Origin of the sequence: Halorientalis marina (assembly GCF_023028345.1) — an archaeon.
In the GTDB taxonomy this organism is placed as follows: Archaea; Halobacteriota; Halobacteria; order Halobacteriales; family Haloarculaceae; genus Halorientalis; species Halorientalis marina.
On record NZ_CP095487.1, the window covers coordinates 2,552,306 to 2,568,149 of the forward strand.

Below are 15,844 nucleotides of genomic sequence, written 5' to 3' on the forward strand. Positions count from 1 at the left end.
AGCGTTACGCGTACTACGGAGGTGAACGATGGCAGATCAGGATTTAGAGCAAGCAGTAACTCGCGCACTCGAGGAAGCCCCCCCACGGAACTTCCGTGAGACGGTGGACCTCGCGATCAATCTGCGCGACATTGACCTCAACGAACCGTCGAACCGCGTCGACACGGGAGTCGTCCTGCCGGAAGGAACCGGGCAGGAGACTTCTATCGTCGTCTTCGCCGAAGGCGAAACGGCCATCCGGGCCGAAGACGTCGCCGACCAGGTCCTCGATGGCAACGACCTCGAGGACCTCGGTGACGACGACGACGAAGCCAAGGACCTCGCCGACGAGACCGACTTCTTCATCGCCGAACAGTCCATGATGCAGGAGATCGGTCGCTATCTCGGGACGGTGCTTGGCCCGCGCGGGAAGATGCCGACGCCCCTCGACCCCGACGACGACGTGGTCGAGGTCGTCGAGCGCATGAAAAACACGGTGCAGCTCCGGAGCAAGGAACGGCGCACCTTCCACACGCGCGTCGGCGCCGAGGACATGAACGCCGAGGAGATCGCCGACAACGTCGACGTCATCATCCGGCGCCTGCACGCGGAACTCGAGAAGGGTCCCCTCAACATCGACTCGATGTACGTCAAGACGACGATGGGGCCGGCAGTGGAGGTCGCCTGACCATGAGCACTGAAGAGCGCAAAACCGAGACCATCCCGCAGTGGAAAAAGGAGGAGGTCGACGACCTCGTCGCGACCATCGAGAGCTACGACAGCGTCGGGATCGTCGACATCGCCGGCATTCCGAGCCGGCAGCTCCAGGACATGCGCCGTGGTCTCCACGGCACCGCCGAGGTGCGCGTCAGCCGCAACACGCTGCTGAAACGCGCCCTCGACGAGGTCGACGCAGGTCTCGAGGACCTCGGCGAGTACATCTCGGGGCAGGTCGGCATCATCGGGACCGACGACAACCCCTTCGGGCTGTACAAAGAGCTCGAATCCTCGAAGACCTCCGCGCCGATCAACGCGGGCGAGGTCGCGCCCAACGACGTCGTGGTCCCGGAGGGCGACACGGGCATGGACCCCGGGCAGTTCGTCGGCGAACTGCAGGCGGTCGGCGCCGAGGCCCGCATTCAAGAGGGGTCGATTCAGGTCCTCGAGGACTCGACGGTTCTCTCGGCTGGCGAGACGGTCGACGACCAGCTCGCCAACGTCCTCTCGGAACTGGGCATCGAGCCCAAGGAGGTCGGCCTCGACCTGCGCGCCGTCTTCGCCGACGGCGTGCTCTTCGAGCCCGAGGAACTCGAACTGGACGTCGAGGAGTACCAGGCGGACATCGAAGCGGCGACGAGTCGGGCACAGAACCTCTCGGTCAACGCCGTGTACCCGACCGCACAGACGGCGGGTGCGCTCCTGTCGAAGGGTGCCGGCGAGGCCAAATCCCTCGGCCTCCAGGCGGCTATCGAGGACGAGGACCTCATGCCGGACCTCCTGAGCAAGGCGGACGGCCAGGTCCGTGCGCTCGTCGGGCAGATCGACGACCCCGAGGCGCTCCCCGAGGAACTCCAGGACGTCGACGCGCCCGAACCGGCCGACGACGCGGCCGAGGAGAGCGACGAGGCGGCCGAGGCGGACGAAGAATCGGACGACGAAGCGGACGAGCCCGAGGCTGACGCCGACGACGCCGACGACGACGATGACGACGACGGCGCCGGCGATGCCATGGGCGAGATGTTCGGCTAACAATTAAGACCCACCTTCACGATTACCAACTATGGAATACGTTTACGCAGCACTCATCCTGAACGAGACCGGTGCAGAGATCAACGAAAACAACCTGACGGACGTACTCGACGCGGCGGGCGTCGACGTCGAGGAATCCCGCGTCAAGGCACTCGTGGCCGCGCTGGAGGACATCGACATCGAGGAAGCCGTCGAGCAGGCCGCGGCCGTGCCGGCCGGCGGCGGTGCCGCTGCCCCCGCGGGCGGCAGCAGCGACGGCGAGCTCGAAGAGGCCGACGAGGTCGACGACGAAGGCGGCGACGAGGAAGCCGAAGCCGACGAGGGCGGCGACGACGACGAGGACGAGGACGCAGACGGCGAAGGCCTCGGCGAGCTCTTCGGCTGACCGCTCGACGCCGGACGCCACTCGACACCGATTTTTTCGAGCGCGATCGAATCGAGAGCTGCTGCCGTCGGCGGAGCTGCGCCAGTATCAACTGTGAACTCGGAGGGAGTGGCTTAATACGAACGGGAGTGAAAACCGTTCACTACCGAAATGCTCCCGGGAGTCCAGTCGACGCCGTACACGCTCCCGCTCGTGTTAGTGGTCGGTCTCTGTGCAGCGGGTGCGGCCATCGCGTGGTACCAGCGGGAGGGGCCGGCGGAGACCTGGGCCACGTTCATTCAGGTCTCCATCGGGCTCTGGGCGCTCACGAACCTGCTCGCGCTCTCGTTCACCACCTACACGGCGAAACTCTGGGCGCTCCTGTTGTTCGTCCCGACCATCCCGTTTTTGGTCGTGACGACGTTCCTCTTCACCGTCCACTTCTGCGGGCTGAGCGCGCGGATCACGCCCTGGCGACGGCGGGCACTGCTCGCCTTCCCGGTCGCGGCGCTGCTTCTGAGCGTTACCAACGGCGTGCACGGACTCGTGCTCGTCGACCCGTCCCTGGAGACCGGCGGCGAGTACGTGGCGCTGGGCTACGACCTCGGCCTCGGGCTCTACGCCGTTTCGTTTCTGTCGTATCTGATCGCGGCGACGTATCTCGGACTGCTGCTCAGGAAGTTCCGCCGGTCGCGAAACGTCTACCGACGGCTCAGCCTCGTCATCTTCCTGACGGCGTTCGTCCTTCTAGTGATTTCGCTCGGGTCGTTCGCCCGGATCAGTCCGCTCCCGCACTTCACGCTGTTGCCGACCTCGTACCTGGTGATGGGCGTGCTGCTCCTGCTGGGCACGTCGAGCGCCCGGCTCGTCCAGCGGTTGCCGATAGGTCGGGTCCTGGCACCGGTCCGGTCACGGGTCGACAGCACGGTACCACTCGCCCGTGACTTCGTGATGCAGGAGGTCGACAACGGAATCGTCGTCCTCGACGCCGAGGACCGCGTGGTCGACATCAACGCGACCGCGAAGCGAATGCTCGGGCTCGAACGCCCGGTCGGCCGGGAGATCACGGAGATCACGCGCCCGTCGCTGGTCCTCGACGCCGGGGAGTTGCTCCCGGTCCTGCGAGGCGAGGAGCCGGTCCACGAACTCAACGCCGAGATCTGGGTGGAGACCCACGACGGCGAGCGCTGTTACGACATCACCTTCTCCGCGCTCGACGGTGACGGGGACGACGGCGCCGAGACGGCCCACGTCGTCCTGATGCACGACATCACCGACCAGAAGGAACGCGAGGAGCGCCTCCAGCGACAGACCGAGGCACTGGAGGGGAAGACCACACAGCTCGAACACCAGAACGAGCGCTTGGACGAGTTCGCGAGCATCGTCTCCCACGACCTCCGGAACCCGCTGAACGTCGCGGGCGGACGGCTCGAACTCCTGCTCGCTGACGAGGGCGAGGAACTGACGGTTCCGAGAAGCGACCTCGAAGCGATCAAGGACGCGCACGGGCGGATGGAAGCGATCATCGACGACGCCCTCACGCTCGCACGACAGGGAAAGGCCATCACCGAGACCGCGCCCGTCTCCGTCGGGTCGGTGGCTCGGACGGCCTGGGAGAACGTCGAAACCGGCGACGCGACCGCGGAAATCGACTGCACGGCGACCGTCGAAGCCGACCGGGACAGGCTCCTCAACGTCTTCGAGAACCTCTTTCGGAACGCCGTGGAGCACGGCTCCACGGGCAACCAGAACGCTTCGCGTTCTGGTGACGCCGTCGAACACGGTTCGACGGATACAGCGAGCGTGACGGTCACCGTGGGGGACGTCGGCCGGGACGACGACCAGGGGTTCTACGTGGCCGACGACGGGCCCGGTATCCCGGACGCGGAGAAAGAGGCGGTCCTCGACCGCGGGTACACGACGAGCGAGTCCGGGACGGGTTTCGGGCTGGCTATCGTCACCGACATCGCGAACGCTCACGGCTGGGACGTCGCGGTGACCGACAGCACCGATGGGGGCGCACGGTTCGAAGTCCTCGGGGTCGAACGCGTGGAGGCCGCGACGACGTCCGACTGACCGAACGCTTATACCCGGGGACGGGACCACCTCGGCGCGATGGGGGTCGTCGCGCCGTTCGGAGTCGAGATCGTGGTCGCACCGGGCTCGACAGCCGCCGTGCTCGCGTTCGTCTGCGGCGGCGTCCTGCTGGGCACGGTGAGCGGGCTCCTGCCCGGCCTGCACGCGAACAACATGGCGCTGTTGCTGGCCGCGTCCGCGGGCGCGGTTCCGGGGCCGCCGCGGCTCGTCGGCGCGGCGATGCTCGCCGCGGGCACGGTCCACACCTTCCTCGACGTAGTGCCGACGCTGGCACTCGGGGTCCCGGACCCGGCGATGGCGGCCTCCGCGCTGCCGGGACACGAACTCGTGCTCGCTGGCCGCGGGCGCGAGGCACTCCGGCTGTCAGCCCTGGGAAGCGGGCTGGCGGTCGCGCTCGCGGTCCCGCTCGCGATTCCCGTGACGCGACTGATGACGGGCGTCTACCCGACGCTGTCGGCACACCTCCCGGCGGTTCTGTCCGCCATCGTCGTCGGGCTCGTGACGACCGAGCCCAGCTACCGTCGGAAACTCGGGGCGGCGCTCTCGGTCGGCGCGAGCGGGCTCCTCGGGCTCGTCGCACTCGACGGCCCGGCGAACGGCATCGTCGACGCGGGTGGGATGCTCGCGCCGCTGTTCGCGGGGCTGTTCGGCGCGCCGGTGCTGATAGAGGCCATCGGCGGCGCGGGCATCCCCGAACAGGACGACCCGACTGTCACGGAGTCGCGGGCGTCGGTCGGCGCCCTGGCATCGCTGGGGACCGTCGCGGGTGCCATCGTCGGCTACGTCCCGGGAGTCTCTAGCGCCATCGCGGCGACCGGTGCCCTGCTCGCGGTGCCGGGCCGCTTCGGCGCCCGCGGATTCGTCGTGACGACCAGTGGCGTGAACACGGCCAATTCGATCTTCGCGCTGTTCGCGCTGGTCGCACTGGGGTCGCCGCGGACGGGCGTGCTGGTCGCCGTGGACGAGGCGGGCGTCCCGCTAAATCTCCCGATCATGCTCGCCAGTATCGCGCTGGCGGCCGGGGCGGGGTTTCTCCTCGTGCTCGTCGTCGGCGACCGATACCTCCGGGTGGTGGGTGCCGTGGACTATACCGCGCTCTCGCTGTCAGTCCTCGCCGTCCTCGTGGTGCTGTCCTACGTCTTCGCCGGGCCGGTGGGCGTCGCGGTCTTCGGGATTTCGACGGCGGTCGGTCTGATTCCGCCGCGGTTCGGAGCGCGGCGGGCGACCCTGATGGGCGTGCTGCTCGTCCCGCTGATCGCTCAGATGTAGTCGCGGCGGCGGAAAAAGAGGAGCATCCCGGCGGTGACGAGGAGCATCACCACCCAGACGGCGGGGTAGCCGTACCGCCAGGTGAGTTCCGGCATGTTGTACGGCGAGTCGGCGAAGTTCATGCCGTAGACGCCGACGATGAAGGTTAGCGGAAGGAAGACGGTGGCGATGACGGTCAGCACTTTCATCACCTCGTTCGTCGACTGGGAGACGGTGTTGAGGTAGATGTCGCGGGTGCCACGGGTCAGGTCCCGGTAGGTCTCGGTGAGGTCGACGATCCCGACGAGGTGATCGTACACGTCCCGGAAGTACTTCTCGGTGTCCTCGCCGATCTGCCGGGGGTCGCCGCGGGCGAGGACGCCGACGGCCTCGCGTGCGGGCCAGGCGATCTTCCGGAAGGCGAGCAGGTCCCGCCGGAGGGCGTTGATGGCCTCCAGCGTGTCGATGTCGGTGGTGGTCGTCACGTCCTCCTCGACGCGCTCGATCTGACTTTCGATGTCGTCGAGCAGGTCGTAGTAGCCGTCGACGATGGTGTCGATGACGCGGTAGGCGGTGAAGTCGGGACCCCGCTGGAGGAGGCGTTCGTCGCCGCGGACGACCGATTGCCAGACGCGCTCGACTGCCGGGGTCCCGACGGGGCCGAGGGTCACGAGCCAGTCGTCGCCGACGAAGACGCCGACCGGGTGGTCGCGGACCTCCTCCTCGAAGACCTGGTCGCCGCCGGCCAGTTCGGCGGTCTTGACGAGCGTGAACGTGTACCCGTCGTACTCCTCCGTCTTCGGCCGGACGTTGTTCGTCACGTCCTCGACGGCTAGGGCGTGGATGCCGAAGGCGTCGGCGACGCGGTCGATTTCGTCGTCGCTGGCGTCGGACGCCCGAACCCAGGTGGTCCCGTGAGCGGCCTTTGCCGCGTCGAGATCGTCGTACTCGCTGATCCCGTCGGTTCCGAAGACGGCCGCGGCGATCACGGCGAACCCCCAGCGCCGTCGGTGACTCGTCGCCGTTCGACACGAGCGGTCACGTCCCGAACCATGTCGACGCCTCTCGCGCGGTGACAAAAAGCGTTCGGCGGAGGGAGCGTTTTGTACGAGGGGACCGAGGATGAAGCATGCTCGTCCGGGACGTGATGTCGACTGGAATCGTGACGGTCCCCCGTGACGCGACCCTGCACGAGGCGGTCGGCGAACTACTGGCGAACGACGTGGGGAGCGTGATCGTCCTCGCAGACGACCAGCCGACCGGCATCGTCACGGAGACCGACGCGCTCGAAGCCGCCCACGAGTCCGGCGCGCCGCTGGATGGGATCGACCTCGGACGGTTCTGCGAGGGGGCGATCCTGACGACCGAGCCGGACCGAACCGTCCAGGCCGTCGCCCGGCGGATGGCCGACGACGGTGTCAAGAAGTTCCCGGTCGTGGACGGACTGGATATCGTCGGTATCGTCACCCTGACCGACATCGTCTATCACCTCTCGGACATCCGGTCGGAGGCACAGCGGCTCGCGGATCGACACTACGACTGGTCCGGGTAAGGGGCGGGCGACACCCGTCGTCCGACACCTGGCGGACGGGCGGCGGACACGGGCCGCGCGAGCGGGGTCCGTGACCGACAGAGGGCGTCGGGACGGGTGTAAGGTTTATCACACTGTGGTGGCAAATCAACGCCATCAACCCACCTATGACGTTGAACCCCCGCGATTACGACCTGGACGAACTGCGAAAGATGGCACGGGAACGGGACGCCGGCCCGCGCGGCCCGACGACCGAGGGCGACGAGGAGGGGGCCGCGCCGACGGGCATCGCGGGCTCGATGGAGAGCGAGGCCGACGCCGCGACGCGCGAGCGGTTCCAGTCGGGGCTGTACCGCGAACTGATGCCACTGGAGGCGGGGGCGGACGACCTGAGCAAGCCGTACCTCTCGGCGCTGCCGGAGAGCTACGCCGCCGAGTTCGTCGTCTTCGAGTGGCTCGAGTTCCTGCTCGACAGTTTCGGGTACAAGGGCGCGAACGAGGCGCTCCAGTACTACGAGGAGGTCGGCTGGCTCACCGAGACGGTGGAGTCGTCGCTGAACGACTACCTGCTCGGGCTGGAGAACCCGGCGGGGGCCGAGCCGGCGGAGTCCGATATCGACGACCACAAGCTCAGTCTGGTCTACATCGCGCGACTCGTCTCGATGCAGTGACGCGTTACGGGTGGGGACTTTTCGGGTGTGACACCGGGGCCAAGTATAAACCACAGCCGTGAGTAGCCGGGCCTCGTATGAGCGACGACGGCGACGAGCCCGTCCCAATCGGGGTCAAACTCGGTAGTACGCGGACCGTGATCGCGCTTCCGGACGGCGACGACATGGAGATCATCCGGACGCTGACCTGTCTGGCGACCTACGAGGACGCACTCACCGGCGAGGAGCGCGTCCTCTACGGCGACCAGGCGGCGACGGAGTACCCCGACCGGGCGCAGTTCATGCTCCGGTCGGGACTGCCCGAAGACGACGACCGCGCGGAACTGACCAAGAAGTTCTTCGACGCGCTCATCGAGGAGAACGACGTGCCCGAGAACAGCGTCGTCGTCTACGCGATTCCGACGATAGACAACGAACAGGGCCTGGCGAACCTGCAGGCGGTGATCGAGGACAGCCCCATCGGCCAGGAACACGTCGAGAGCTACCCCGAGTCGCTGTGTGGCGCGATTCCCGCGATGGGCGACGGGCTCGAAGCGATCAACGAGATCTTCGTCTCGGTGAACATGGGGTCGACGAACCTCGAAGCCTCGGCGTACCGTCGCGGGGAACAGCTGGCCCCCTTCGCGACCGGCGCCGTGACGGGCAACGAGGTCGACCGGACCATCACCAACCACGTCGAGGAGGAGACCCAGGGTCGGGTCAACATCGACAAGACGACCGCCCGCGAGTACAAGGAGGAACACGCCGACTTCGTGGACTTCGAGCCGTTCACCGACGTCATCCAGCAGCCCGGCGGCGGCTCCCACGAGTTCACCATCGAGCGCAGCGTCATGGACGCGTGTAACGAGTACCTCGACGAGGCCGTCGACGAGGTCGCGAACAGTTTCCTCCCGGAACTGGCGAACGACTACATGAAAGTCTACCAACTGGCGCTCGACCAGCCCATCGTCCTCACGGGCGGGATGGCCTGCATTCCCGGCATCGTCGACGAGTTCGAGGAGCGCCTGAGCGAGGAACTGAACCGCGACGTGGAGGCCGTCTCGGCCGAGAACCCGGACACCGCCGCGACCATCGGCGCCCAGCGCATCGCCGCGAAACTGAGCGAGGACTGATTCCGGACAGACGGTCGATAGGTCAGCGGCCGTCGCGGCGTCGCCTCCGAGTTTTCTCGCTTCGAGTTCGTTAATCCAACGGCGGCGTGTCGCCTGAGTGAGCGGATGACTGATTACCGACGAGAACGAACGACAGTCGATACCCACCATGCTGGCTTCCGGCGAAGAAAACGGAATCGACGACGACGAACTGTTGACGGGGACGGGCAGCGGTGGGGTATTCACGAGTGGCTACCTCCGTGACCGGCCGCTCATCGAGTACCTGAACGAGACCGAGCGGGTCGCCTTTCTGTTGTCGAACTCGAAGAAGGGGGTCAGGGAGGAGTCCGACGACGACGCGACGGCGTACACGCCCGGGGATCGGTACCAGGCCATCGCGGCGGTGACGGACACGCGTGTCATGTTCGTCGTCGGAGACTGCACGGAGACCGACGGTGACGCGATGTTCGCGGTGCCCTACACCGAAATCGAGGACGTGAAGACGGGCCGCGGGGTGTTGACCAAGCAACTCGACGTGTGGACGACCTCGGGCCGGCGGTGGCGGTTCTACGTCAAGTCGTCGGTCGACCTCCAGCCCGCGGCGGACTACCTGGACAAGGCGGCGGTCGTCTGGTCGCGCGTCGAGAACCAACTGGGCCGGGCCGAGGAGTACGTGACGGAGATTTCGGCCCAGGTCGAGGACCGGTCGTTCGAGGCGGCGGTCGAGACGGGGGCACGAGCGCGCGAGCACGTCGACGAAGCCCGGCGGATGGCGACGGAGCTGACGACGAACAGGGCCGACGCGGTCTGGGAGCGCATCACCGACGCGGAGGAGCGACTGGACGCCGCCCGGATGGAGACCCACCGGACCTGGGCTGTGGCACACGAACACGAGGCCGAGCGCCAGTGGCGGACGGAACTGTACAATCAGGCCTACGAATCCTACGAGGCCGCCCGTGAGGAGTACCGATCCGCCCTCGATATCGCCCGCGACCAGGGGTTCCCGGAGGGCGAGGAGATCGTCGCCGAGATCGACGACATCCGTCACGACCTGGACGCCCTCTCGAAGTCGCCGCTCCGCCGCGCGGAGGAGACGCGGAACCGCGCGGCCGAACTCGACGACCCGGCGGTCGCGGTGGAGACCTGGGAGGAGGCCCTGGAGCGGTATCAGACGACGCTGGTCCTCGACTGGGGGACCGACGACGGGCGGTTCGCGGGCGACAGCGATGACATCCGTGTCGAAATCGAGGGGATCGTCGACCGGATCGACGAGACGCGGCGCGAGCTGGCCGACCGCCACGAACTGACCGCCGACGACCTCGCCGAGGGCGGAGAGTACGAACGAGCACGCCGCGAGTACGCCGCGGCCCGCGATCAACTGGCGGCGGCGGCCTCCGTCGCCGAGGAACTCCGGCCGAGCCTCGTGGACGGACTGCGCGACCGGATGGACACGCTGGACGAGCGGATCGAGCAAGCGCGCGAGAACGCCGCGGCGAACGAGTTCGTCTTCGTCGGGGACACGAACCGGGCCATAGCGACGAGCGATGCAGGGGCCGACGAGGACGGGGACAGCCTGTCCGGGTCGGTCCGTGAGCGACTGTGCCGGGCGGACGCCGAGACGTTCAGGGCCGTCGTCGCGTCAGCCTGGCGCGAGATGGGCTGGGAAGCGACGGTCCTCGACGACGAACGCGACGAGCGGGTGGGCGTGATCGCGGAGCGGTCCCACCCGGTCCCGGAGACGCAACTGCTCGTCACGGACGGGGCACCGACGGATGCGCGCTTCGACGCCGAGCGGGTCACGAACGTCGCAGCGGCGGTGGAGACCGACTACGACGCCGACGTGGTCGCGTTCGTCACGACCGGCGGGTTCACCGACGGCGCTCGCGACGCGGCCGCGGAGACGCGCGTGAAACTGATCGACGGCGACCACCTCGCCTCGATCCTCGAAACGGAAGGCGTGGACGACTTCGACCCGGCGGGCCAGCCGCCGACGGCCGACTGAGCGACCACGCCGCTCGGCCGCGATTCTCCCCGCCGTCCACCGGGTATTTGTACACCCCGACCGAACCGCGGGACGACCCGGATGGAGGAGTATTTCGACGGACTCGACCCCGCCGGCGAGCCCCGGCGGACGTACACGACTCGCGTCGCGGAACGGCTGGCGGCGGGCGACGAGCGGGTCAGAGGGGCCCGCGACGCCTGGCACCAGTTCGTCCGCGAGACGACCGGTTCCTCCCTCGAAGCCGTCGCCGTCGAACGGCCCGCATCCGCCGCGGTCGACGCTCTCGACGGCATCGACCGAGCGTTCGTCGCCACCTGCTACTACGACTTCCTCGTCGAGACGCTGTTCGATTCCCTCGAAGGATATATCGGTGTTACCGTCGCGAACCGCGACCCTGCGACGAACACGACAGCGCTCGGCACGTCCCTGACCGCGGTACACGACGCAGTACTGGAGGCCGGCGCGGTGGGGGTTCGAGATGGCGTCGCGTCGTCGACGCTCGACTCGCTCGATCCCGCGGCACTCGGCGAACTGTACCGGGCCGTCGTGCCGCGAGCGGTCCGGCTCGTGCTCGGGGAGTACTACACGCCGCCCGGGGTCGCGGAACTGGCCGTCGCGTCGCTCGACGTCGACCTCACCGCCGCGCGAATCCTCGACCCCGGTTGTGGTGCCGGTGCCTTCCTCGCGGCGGCCATCGACGCAAAGCGGGCCGCTATCGACGCACCACCGGCCGAAACCGTCGACAGGATTGTCAATTCCGTCGTGGGAATCGACCTGAATCCGGTGGCAGTCACGACCGCGAAGCTCGCATATCTGTCCGCGCTGTCGGACCTGCTCGACGCGAGCGACCGGGACCGACTCTCGATCCCGGTGTTCCTGACCGACGCCCTCGGCCTCACGCGCGAGGACGACATCACCTTCGCGGGCGAGCGCGCCGACACGACGTTCGATGCCCTCGTGGGAAATCCACCGTGGATTCCCTGGGAGCGGCTGCCGGACGCGGTCAAGGACGCCTGGCGGCGCGAGTACGTCTCGGAACTGGGGTTGCAGCCACACGAGGGAATCGAGGCGCGACTCGGCCACAGCAACGACGACGTGTCGGTGCCCTACGCGTTCACCTGCATCCACCGGTACCTGCGACGGGGTGGCGACGCGGCGTTCGTTCTAAAGCGGGACCTCGTCCGCGGGCCGGCCGGGGCGGTCCTCCGGCGCCTGCAGGTGGGGGAACGGTCCCTGCGACTGCGCCACGTCCACGACTTCGCCGCCCTCGACCCGTTCCCGGATGCCGGCGCGGACGCGGCGCTGTACACGTTCACCGCGGACGCCGACCCCGTGACTCCGGTCCCGACGACGGTGTGGCGGGGCCGTGAAGGCGGGGAGGCCGCCTTCGTTTCGGCGGCCAGCCTGCGGGAGACGACGGCGACCGTCGAGACGGAACTGGTGCCCCTGGAGGGGGCGGACCGGACGACGGCGTGGGTGCGGGCAGACCTCGCGAGGGAGGCCCAGGGGGACTGTAGCCACGAGATTCGCCACGGGCTGAAAGACGACGCGGCGGCGGTCTTCGGGCTCGACAGGGACGACCTCGCCGCGGTCGAGACGGGGCGGGTCTTCCCCTATCTCCGCTCGCGCCACGTCCGGAAGTTCGGGCTGTCGGGCCACGACCTGCGGCTCGTGCCGGCGGACCTGGCGGGCGAGGACAACGAGGCCGACCTCGAGGAGAACTATCCGAACACGTACGACTACCTCGCGACCCACCGGGAGACGTTGCTGGACCGCGCGTCGGCGTGGCTCGACCGTGGTCCCTTCTACACCCAGTTCGGACTCGGACCGTACACCTGGGCACCCTACAAAGTGGTCTGGTGCCGACTGGGGTTCAAGCCGGACTTCGCGGTGGCGTCGACGCGGCCGGACCCGGACCTCGGCGAGAAGACGGTCGTTCCCGGCGATCACTACATGTTCGTCGCGACCGACGACCGGCAGGAGGCCCACTTTCTGTGTGCGCTGTTGAACTCGACGCCGTACCAGCGGACGCTCCGAACCCTCGCCTCGGGCGGGAAGGCGAGCCTCTCGAAGTCCGTCGTCTCGGAACTCGCCCTGCCGTCCTGGCCGGGGACGGACCGGGCCCGTCGCCTCGCGGAATGCTCGATCGAACTCCACGACCTCGTGGCCGACGGGACGGACGACGACGCGGCCACCGTGGCGGAGCTGCGGGGGACTATCGACCGGACCGTCAGGGAGGGCATCGAGGCAGGCGCGTTCGGTGTGAGCGGCGGCGACCGGGCTTGATGTCCGCCTTCGAGTGGGAGGTGTCGGTGCAATCAATTCATTATGGAGGAGCAACAAGTGGGTGGCAACCACGGGCATTGGGGGTAGCATGAACGCAACCGACGTACCAGCGCCGACGGTGGGTAGCGAGCGGGAGGGGCAGTATCTACGGGGAAAACGACTGGAGGAGCGATTCGAGGGGAGCGAAACCCCCCGGACGATACTGACCAGTGACAAGGGTATCAGACACGAACGGGACGACGAGTCCAAGACGGTGGCCCCGGGCGATAGCTGCGCGGCGGTCGCGGCGATCACCGACGAACGGGTCCTGTTGATCGTCGGCGGCAACAGCGACGAGAGCGGGAACCCAAACCGCAGCGTCTCGCTGCCGTACACCGAAATCCGGTCGGTCGAGACGAACAAGGGCGTCCTCAAGAGTCGGCTCACGGTCACCGCACGGACCAGCGACCGCTACCACTTCCTCGTTGGCGGGCGCGAGGACCTCGACGAGGTGGCGGCGACGATCACCCGTGCGATCAACCACTGGGTCGCGGTCGACAGGCGGCTCAGCAAGGCCAAAGAGCACCTCTCGACCGTCGACGACCACCTCGAAGCGGGGGAACCGCGGGCGGCCGCGGACGCCTACCGACGGACGCGGGAGTTGATCGAGGAGGCCCGGGACGTGGCCGACCGCTTTCGCTCGGGAACCCACGCGATGCACCGGCGTATCGAGCAGGTGGAGTCGCGGCTGACGCTCACGCGCATCAGGGGCTACGAGGTCCGGGCGGCGCAGTACGTCGAGACGGCAGACCGGGCGCGTGAGGCAGACGAGTTCGGGCGGGCGTTCGACGCCTACCAGTCCGCGCTCGAGGGGTACGACCGCGCCGCGTCGCTGGCCGCCGACGCCGCCCCGCAGCGCGTCGAGGAGTTCACGGAGAGAAAAGAGGAGGTTCGTGGCGCCCTCTCGCGGATCAAGACCGGACCACTCGTCAGCGCGATGGACGCCTGCGAGACCGCGAAAGCGGCGTCGGACCCGGTCGAGGCCGTCGAGGCGTGGCAGGACGCGCTCCGGAAGTGTCACGACGCCCTCGTACTCGTCCACAGACACGACGGGTTCGATGGGGACTACGACGCCCTCCGCTGGCAGGTCGAGTGGGCGGCCGGGAACCTCCTCGATTCCCACGAGCGGGTCCTCGACCGTGCCGAGTCCCGGGGCGACGACTGGGCCGGCGAGGACGACGCGGCCGCCGCGGAAGCCTACAAGGTCGCACTCGGCCACGCCGAGAGCGCTGCGTCGGTGGCCGGCGAGTTCCGGTCGGGGTCGGCCGCGAGCCACCGGACGACAGCCGATCGGTTGCGTGAAAAGCTCGTGACCGTGACCGACAAGTGACCGCCCGGACGCCAGCCCCGGCACTACAGGTATTTACGTCTCGGCCTCCGAAGGAGGTTCAATGAGCTATCAGGTGCGACGCGAGATCGAGGCCGTCGGGACGGCGAAGGCAGCCAGCCAGGGCGCGGCCGAGGACGAGGCTGCCGAGACGGTTCTGGCCGCGATCAGGGACGCGGACGACGGCGAACTGGTCGACACCGAGGTCACCGACGCGTCCGTCTACGACTTCCCCGCGGCACCCTTCGACCCCTACCGGTTCCACCTCCAAACAGCGGTGACAGTGTCCGTCGACGCCGATAGCGACGCGAGCGCGATCACGGCCGGCGCCGACGCCATCGCGGACCTGCTCGCCCGTGCCGACCTCGACGAGTGGGAGTACACCGGCGAGGCCGAACTCGAAGCGCCGGCCTGAGCGGGCCACGGTCGGATGAGAACCGGGCCACAGCAGCGGGCACGGTCGCCACGACACCTGCCGGGAGCCGATACGGTTTTGCAGGACGGTACCCTACCGCCGACCGGATGAGCCGCCTCGCCCTGCGAACGCTCATGGCGGCAGTCGGGGTCTCCGTGCTGGTGTTCTACGCGGTGGTCGCCGGACTGGCCTACGTCCTGCTCGCGACGCTGTGGGCGAACCGGCCGCCGCTGGGGACGAGCCTCCTCATCGTCGCCGGGCTGACGGTCGTCTTTGGCTTCCTGAGCTACCAGTTCGGGCGGTCGGAGTTGCTCGCGAGCGTGGACGCAGTCGAGATTCCCCGACGGGACGCGCCGGAGCTGTACCGGCGTGTCGACGCCGTCGCGTCGCGGATGGCTATCGAGCCGCCACGCCTGCTGGTCGCGGAGATGGCGCTCCCGAACGCGATAGCGCTCGGCGGCCGCGGGAGTGGGATCGTCGCCGTCGACCGCTCGCTGTTCACGCTGCTCTCGCCCGACGAACTGGAGACCATCGTCGCCCACGAGTGTGCCCACCTGGAGAGCCGGGACAGTCTCGTCCAGACCCTGGCCTACAGCGCCATGCGGACCGTCGTCGGGTTCCTGACGCTCGCGCTGTTGCCGCTCCTGCTTTTCGCCACCGGGCTCGAACGCGGGCTGGCCTGGATTCGCGGCCGGCCGACGCGGTGGACGGACGGCTCCGTTGGCCGGTTTCGGGAGCTGGTGGGGTCCGCCGTTCTCCTCGTGCTCGTCGTCCTGACGCTGTTGATCCGGGCACACTCCCGGCGACGCGAGTTCGCGGCCGACGACCGCGCGGCGACCGTGACCGGGAAGCCGCTGGCGCTCGCCCGCGCGCTCTCGAAGATCGACCGCGTCTCGGACCCGGACTGGAGCCTGCTCTCGCCGCTTTACACCCGCGGCGACGAGGAGGGAACGCTGGGCCGAATCTTCTCGACACATCCCGATACCGACGAGCGGGTCGAGCGCCTCGTCGAGCGGGCACGCGGCCGCCACCGGGCGTGACTGCC

At 68.3% G+C, this 15,844-nt stretch carries 14 protein-coding genes; 13 read left to right on the plus strand and 1 reads right to left on the minus strand.

Annotation, left to right across the window (positions count from 1 at the left end):
* Nucleotides 1-28 precede the first annotated feature (28 nt).
* The 5 genes from MUG96_RS13155 to MUG96_RS13175 all read left to right on the plus strand — a co-directional run bounded on the left by MUG96_RS13155 (nt 29) and on the right by MUG96_RS13175 (nt 5,458).
* Nucleotides 29-667 (plus strand): 50S ribosomal protein L1, encoded by a 639-nt coding sequence (locus tag MUG96_RS13155; RefSeq protein WP_246983454.1) that lies wholly within the window; start codon nt 29-31, stop codon nt 665-667.
* Nucleotides 668-669: 2 nt separating this feature from the next.
* Nucleotides 670-1,728, plus strand: coding sequence for a 50S ribosomal protein L10 (locus MUG96_RS13160; protein WP_246983455.1), 1,059 nt, complete (start codon nt 670-672; stop codon nt 1,726-1,728).
* 31 nt (nt 1,729-1,759) lie between these two features.
* Entirely contained in the window at nt 1,760-2,113 is a 354-nt protein-coding gene (gene rpl12p / locus MUG96_RS13165; protein WP_246983457.1) for a 50S ribosomal protein P1, read from the plus strand.
* Between the two features lie 150 nt (nt 2,114-2,263).
* Entirely contained in the window at nt 2,264-4,168 is a 1,905-nt protein-coding gene (locus MUG96_RS13170) for a histidine kinase N-terminal 7TM domain-containing protein (protein WP_246983459.1), read from the plus strand.
* A 39-nt stretch (nt 4,169-4,207) separates the two neighbouring features.
* Complete coding sequence (locus MUG96_RS13175; protein ID WP_246983461.1) at nt 4,208-5,458, plus strand: tripartite tricarboxylate transporter permease; 1,251 nt, start codon at nt 4,208-4,210, stop codon at nt 5,456-5,458.
* Here the strand turns inward: MUG96_RS13175 and corA are convergent.
* Nucleotides 5,449-6,426, minus strand: coding sequence for a magnesium/cobalt transporter CorA (corA, locus tag MUG96_RS13180; protein ID WP_246983464.1), 978 nt, complete (start codon nt 6,424-6,426; stop codon nt 5,449-5,451). The genes MUG96_RS13175 and corA overlap by 10 nt on opposite strands.
* A 140-nt stretch (nt 6,427-6,566) precedes the next feature.
* Between corA and MUG96_RS13185 the strand changes: the two genes are divergently transcribed.
* The 8 genes from MUG96_RS13185 (at nt 6,567) to MUG96_RS13220 (ending at nt 15,839) form a co-directional block, all read left to right on the plus strand.
* The gene (locus MUG96_RS13185; protein WP_246983466.1) at nt 6,567-6,989 is read left to right on the plus strand and encodes a CBS domain-containing protein; all 423 of its coding nucleotides are present in this window, start codon (nt 6,567-6,569) and stop codon (nt 6,987-6,989) included.
* A gap of 146 nt (nt 6,990-7,135) precedes the next feature.
* Nucleotides 7,136-7,639 (plus strand): FlaD/FlaE family flagellar protein, encoded by a 504-nt coding sequence (locus MUG96_RS13190; protein ID WP_246983468.1) that lies wholly within the window; start codon nt 7,136-7,138, stop codon nt 7,637-7,639.
* 77 nt (nt 7,640-7,716) lie between these two features.
* A complete protein-coding gene (locus MUG96_RS13195; RefSeq protein WP_246983470.1) occupies nt 7,717-8,751 on the plus strand; it encodes an actin-like salactin in 1,035 nt (344 codons plus the stop codon).
* A gap of 148 nt (nt 8,752-8,899) precedes the next feature.
* Nucleotides 8,900-10,732 carry a restriction endonuclease gene (locus MUG96_RS13200; protein WP_246983471.1) on the plus strand — a complete coding sequence of 611 codons (1,833 nt, stop codon included), beginning with the start codon at nt 8,900-8,902 and terminating at the stop codon, nt 10,730-10,732.
* An 81-nt stretch (nt 10,733-10,813) separates the two neighbouring features.
* Entirely contained in the window at nt 10,814-13,018 is a 2,205-nt protein-coding gene (locus MUG96_RS13205; protein ID WP_246983473.1) for an N-6 DNA methylase, read from the plus strand.
* A gap of 88 nt (nt 13,019-13,106) precedes the next feature.
* Nucleotides 13,107-14,387 (plus strand): PH domain-containing protein, encoded by a 1,281-nt coding sequence (locus MUG96_RS13210; RefSeq protein WP_246983475.1) that lies wholly within the window; start codon nt 13,107-13,109, stop codon nt 14,385-14,387.
* Nucleotides 14,388-14,448: 61 nt separating this feature from the next.
* Nucleotides 14,449-14,799 carry a hypothetical protein gene (locus tag MUG96_RS13215; RefSeq protein ID WP_246983477.1) on the plus strand — a complete coding sequence of 117 codons (351 nt, stop codon included), beginning with the start codon at nt 14,449-14,451 and terminating at the stop codon, nt 14,797-14,799.
* Between the two features lie 107 nt (nt 14,800-14,906).
* Entirely contained in the window at nt 14,907-15,839 is a 933-nt protein-coding gene (locus tag MUG96_RS13220; protein WP_246983479.1) for a M48 family metallopeptidase, read from the plus strand.
* Nucleotides 15,840-15,844: the final 5 nt, after the last annotated feature.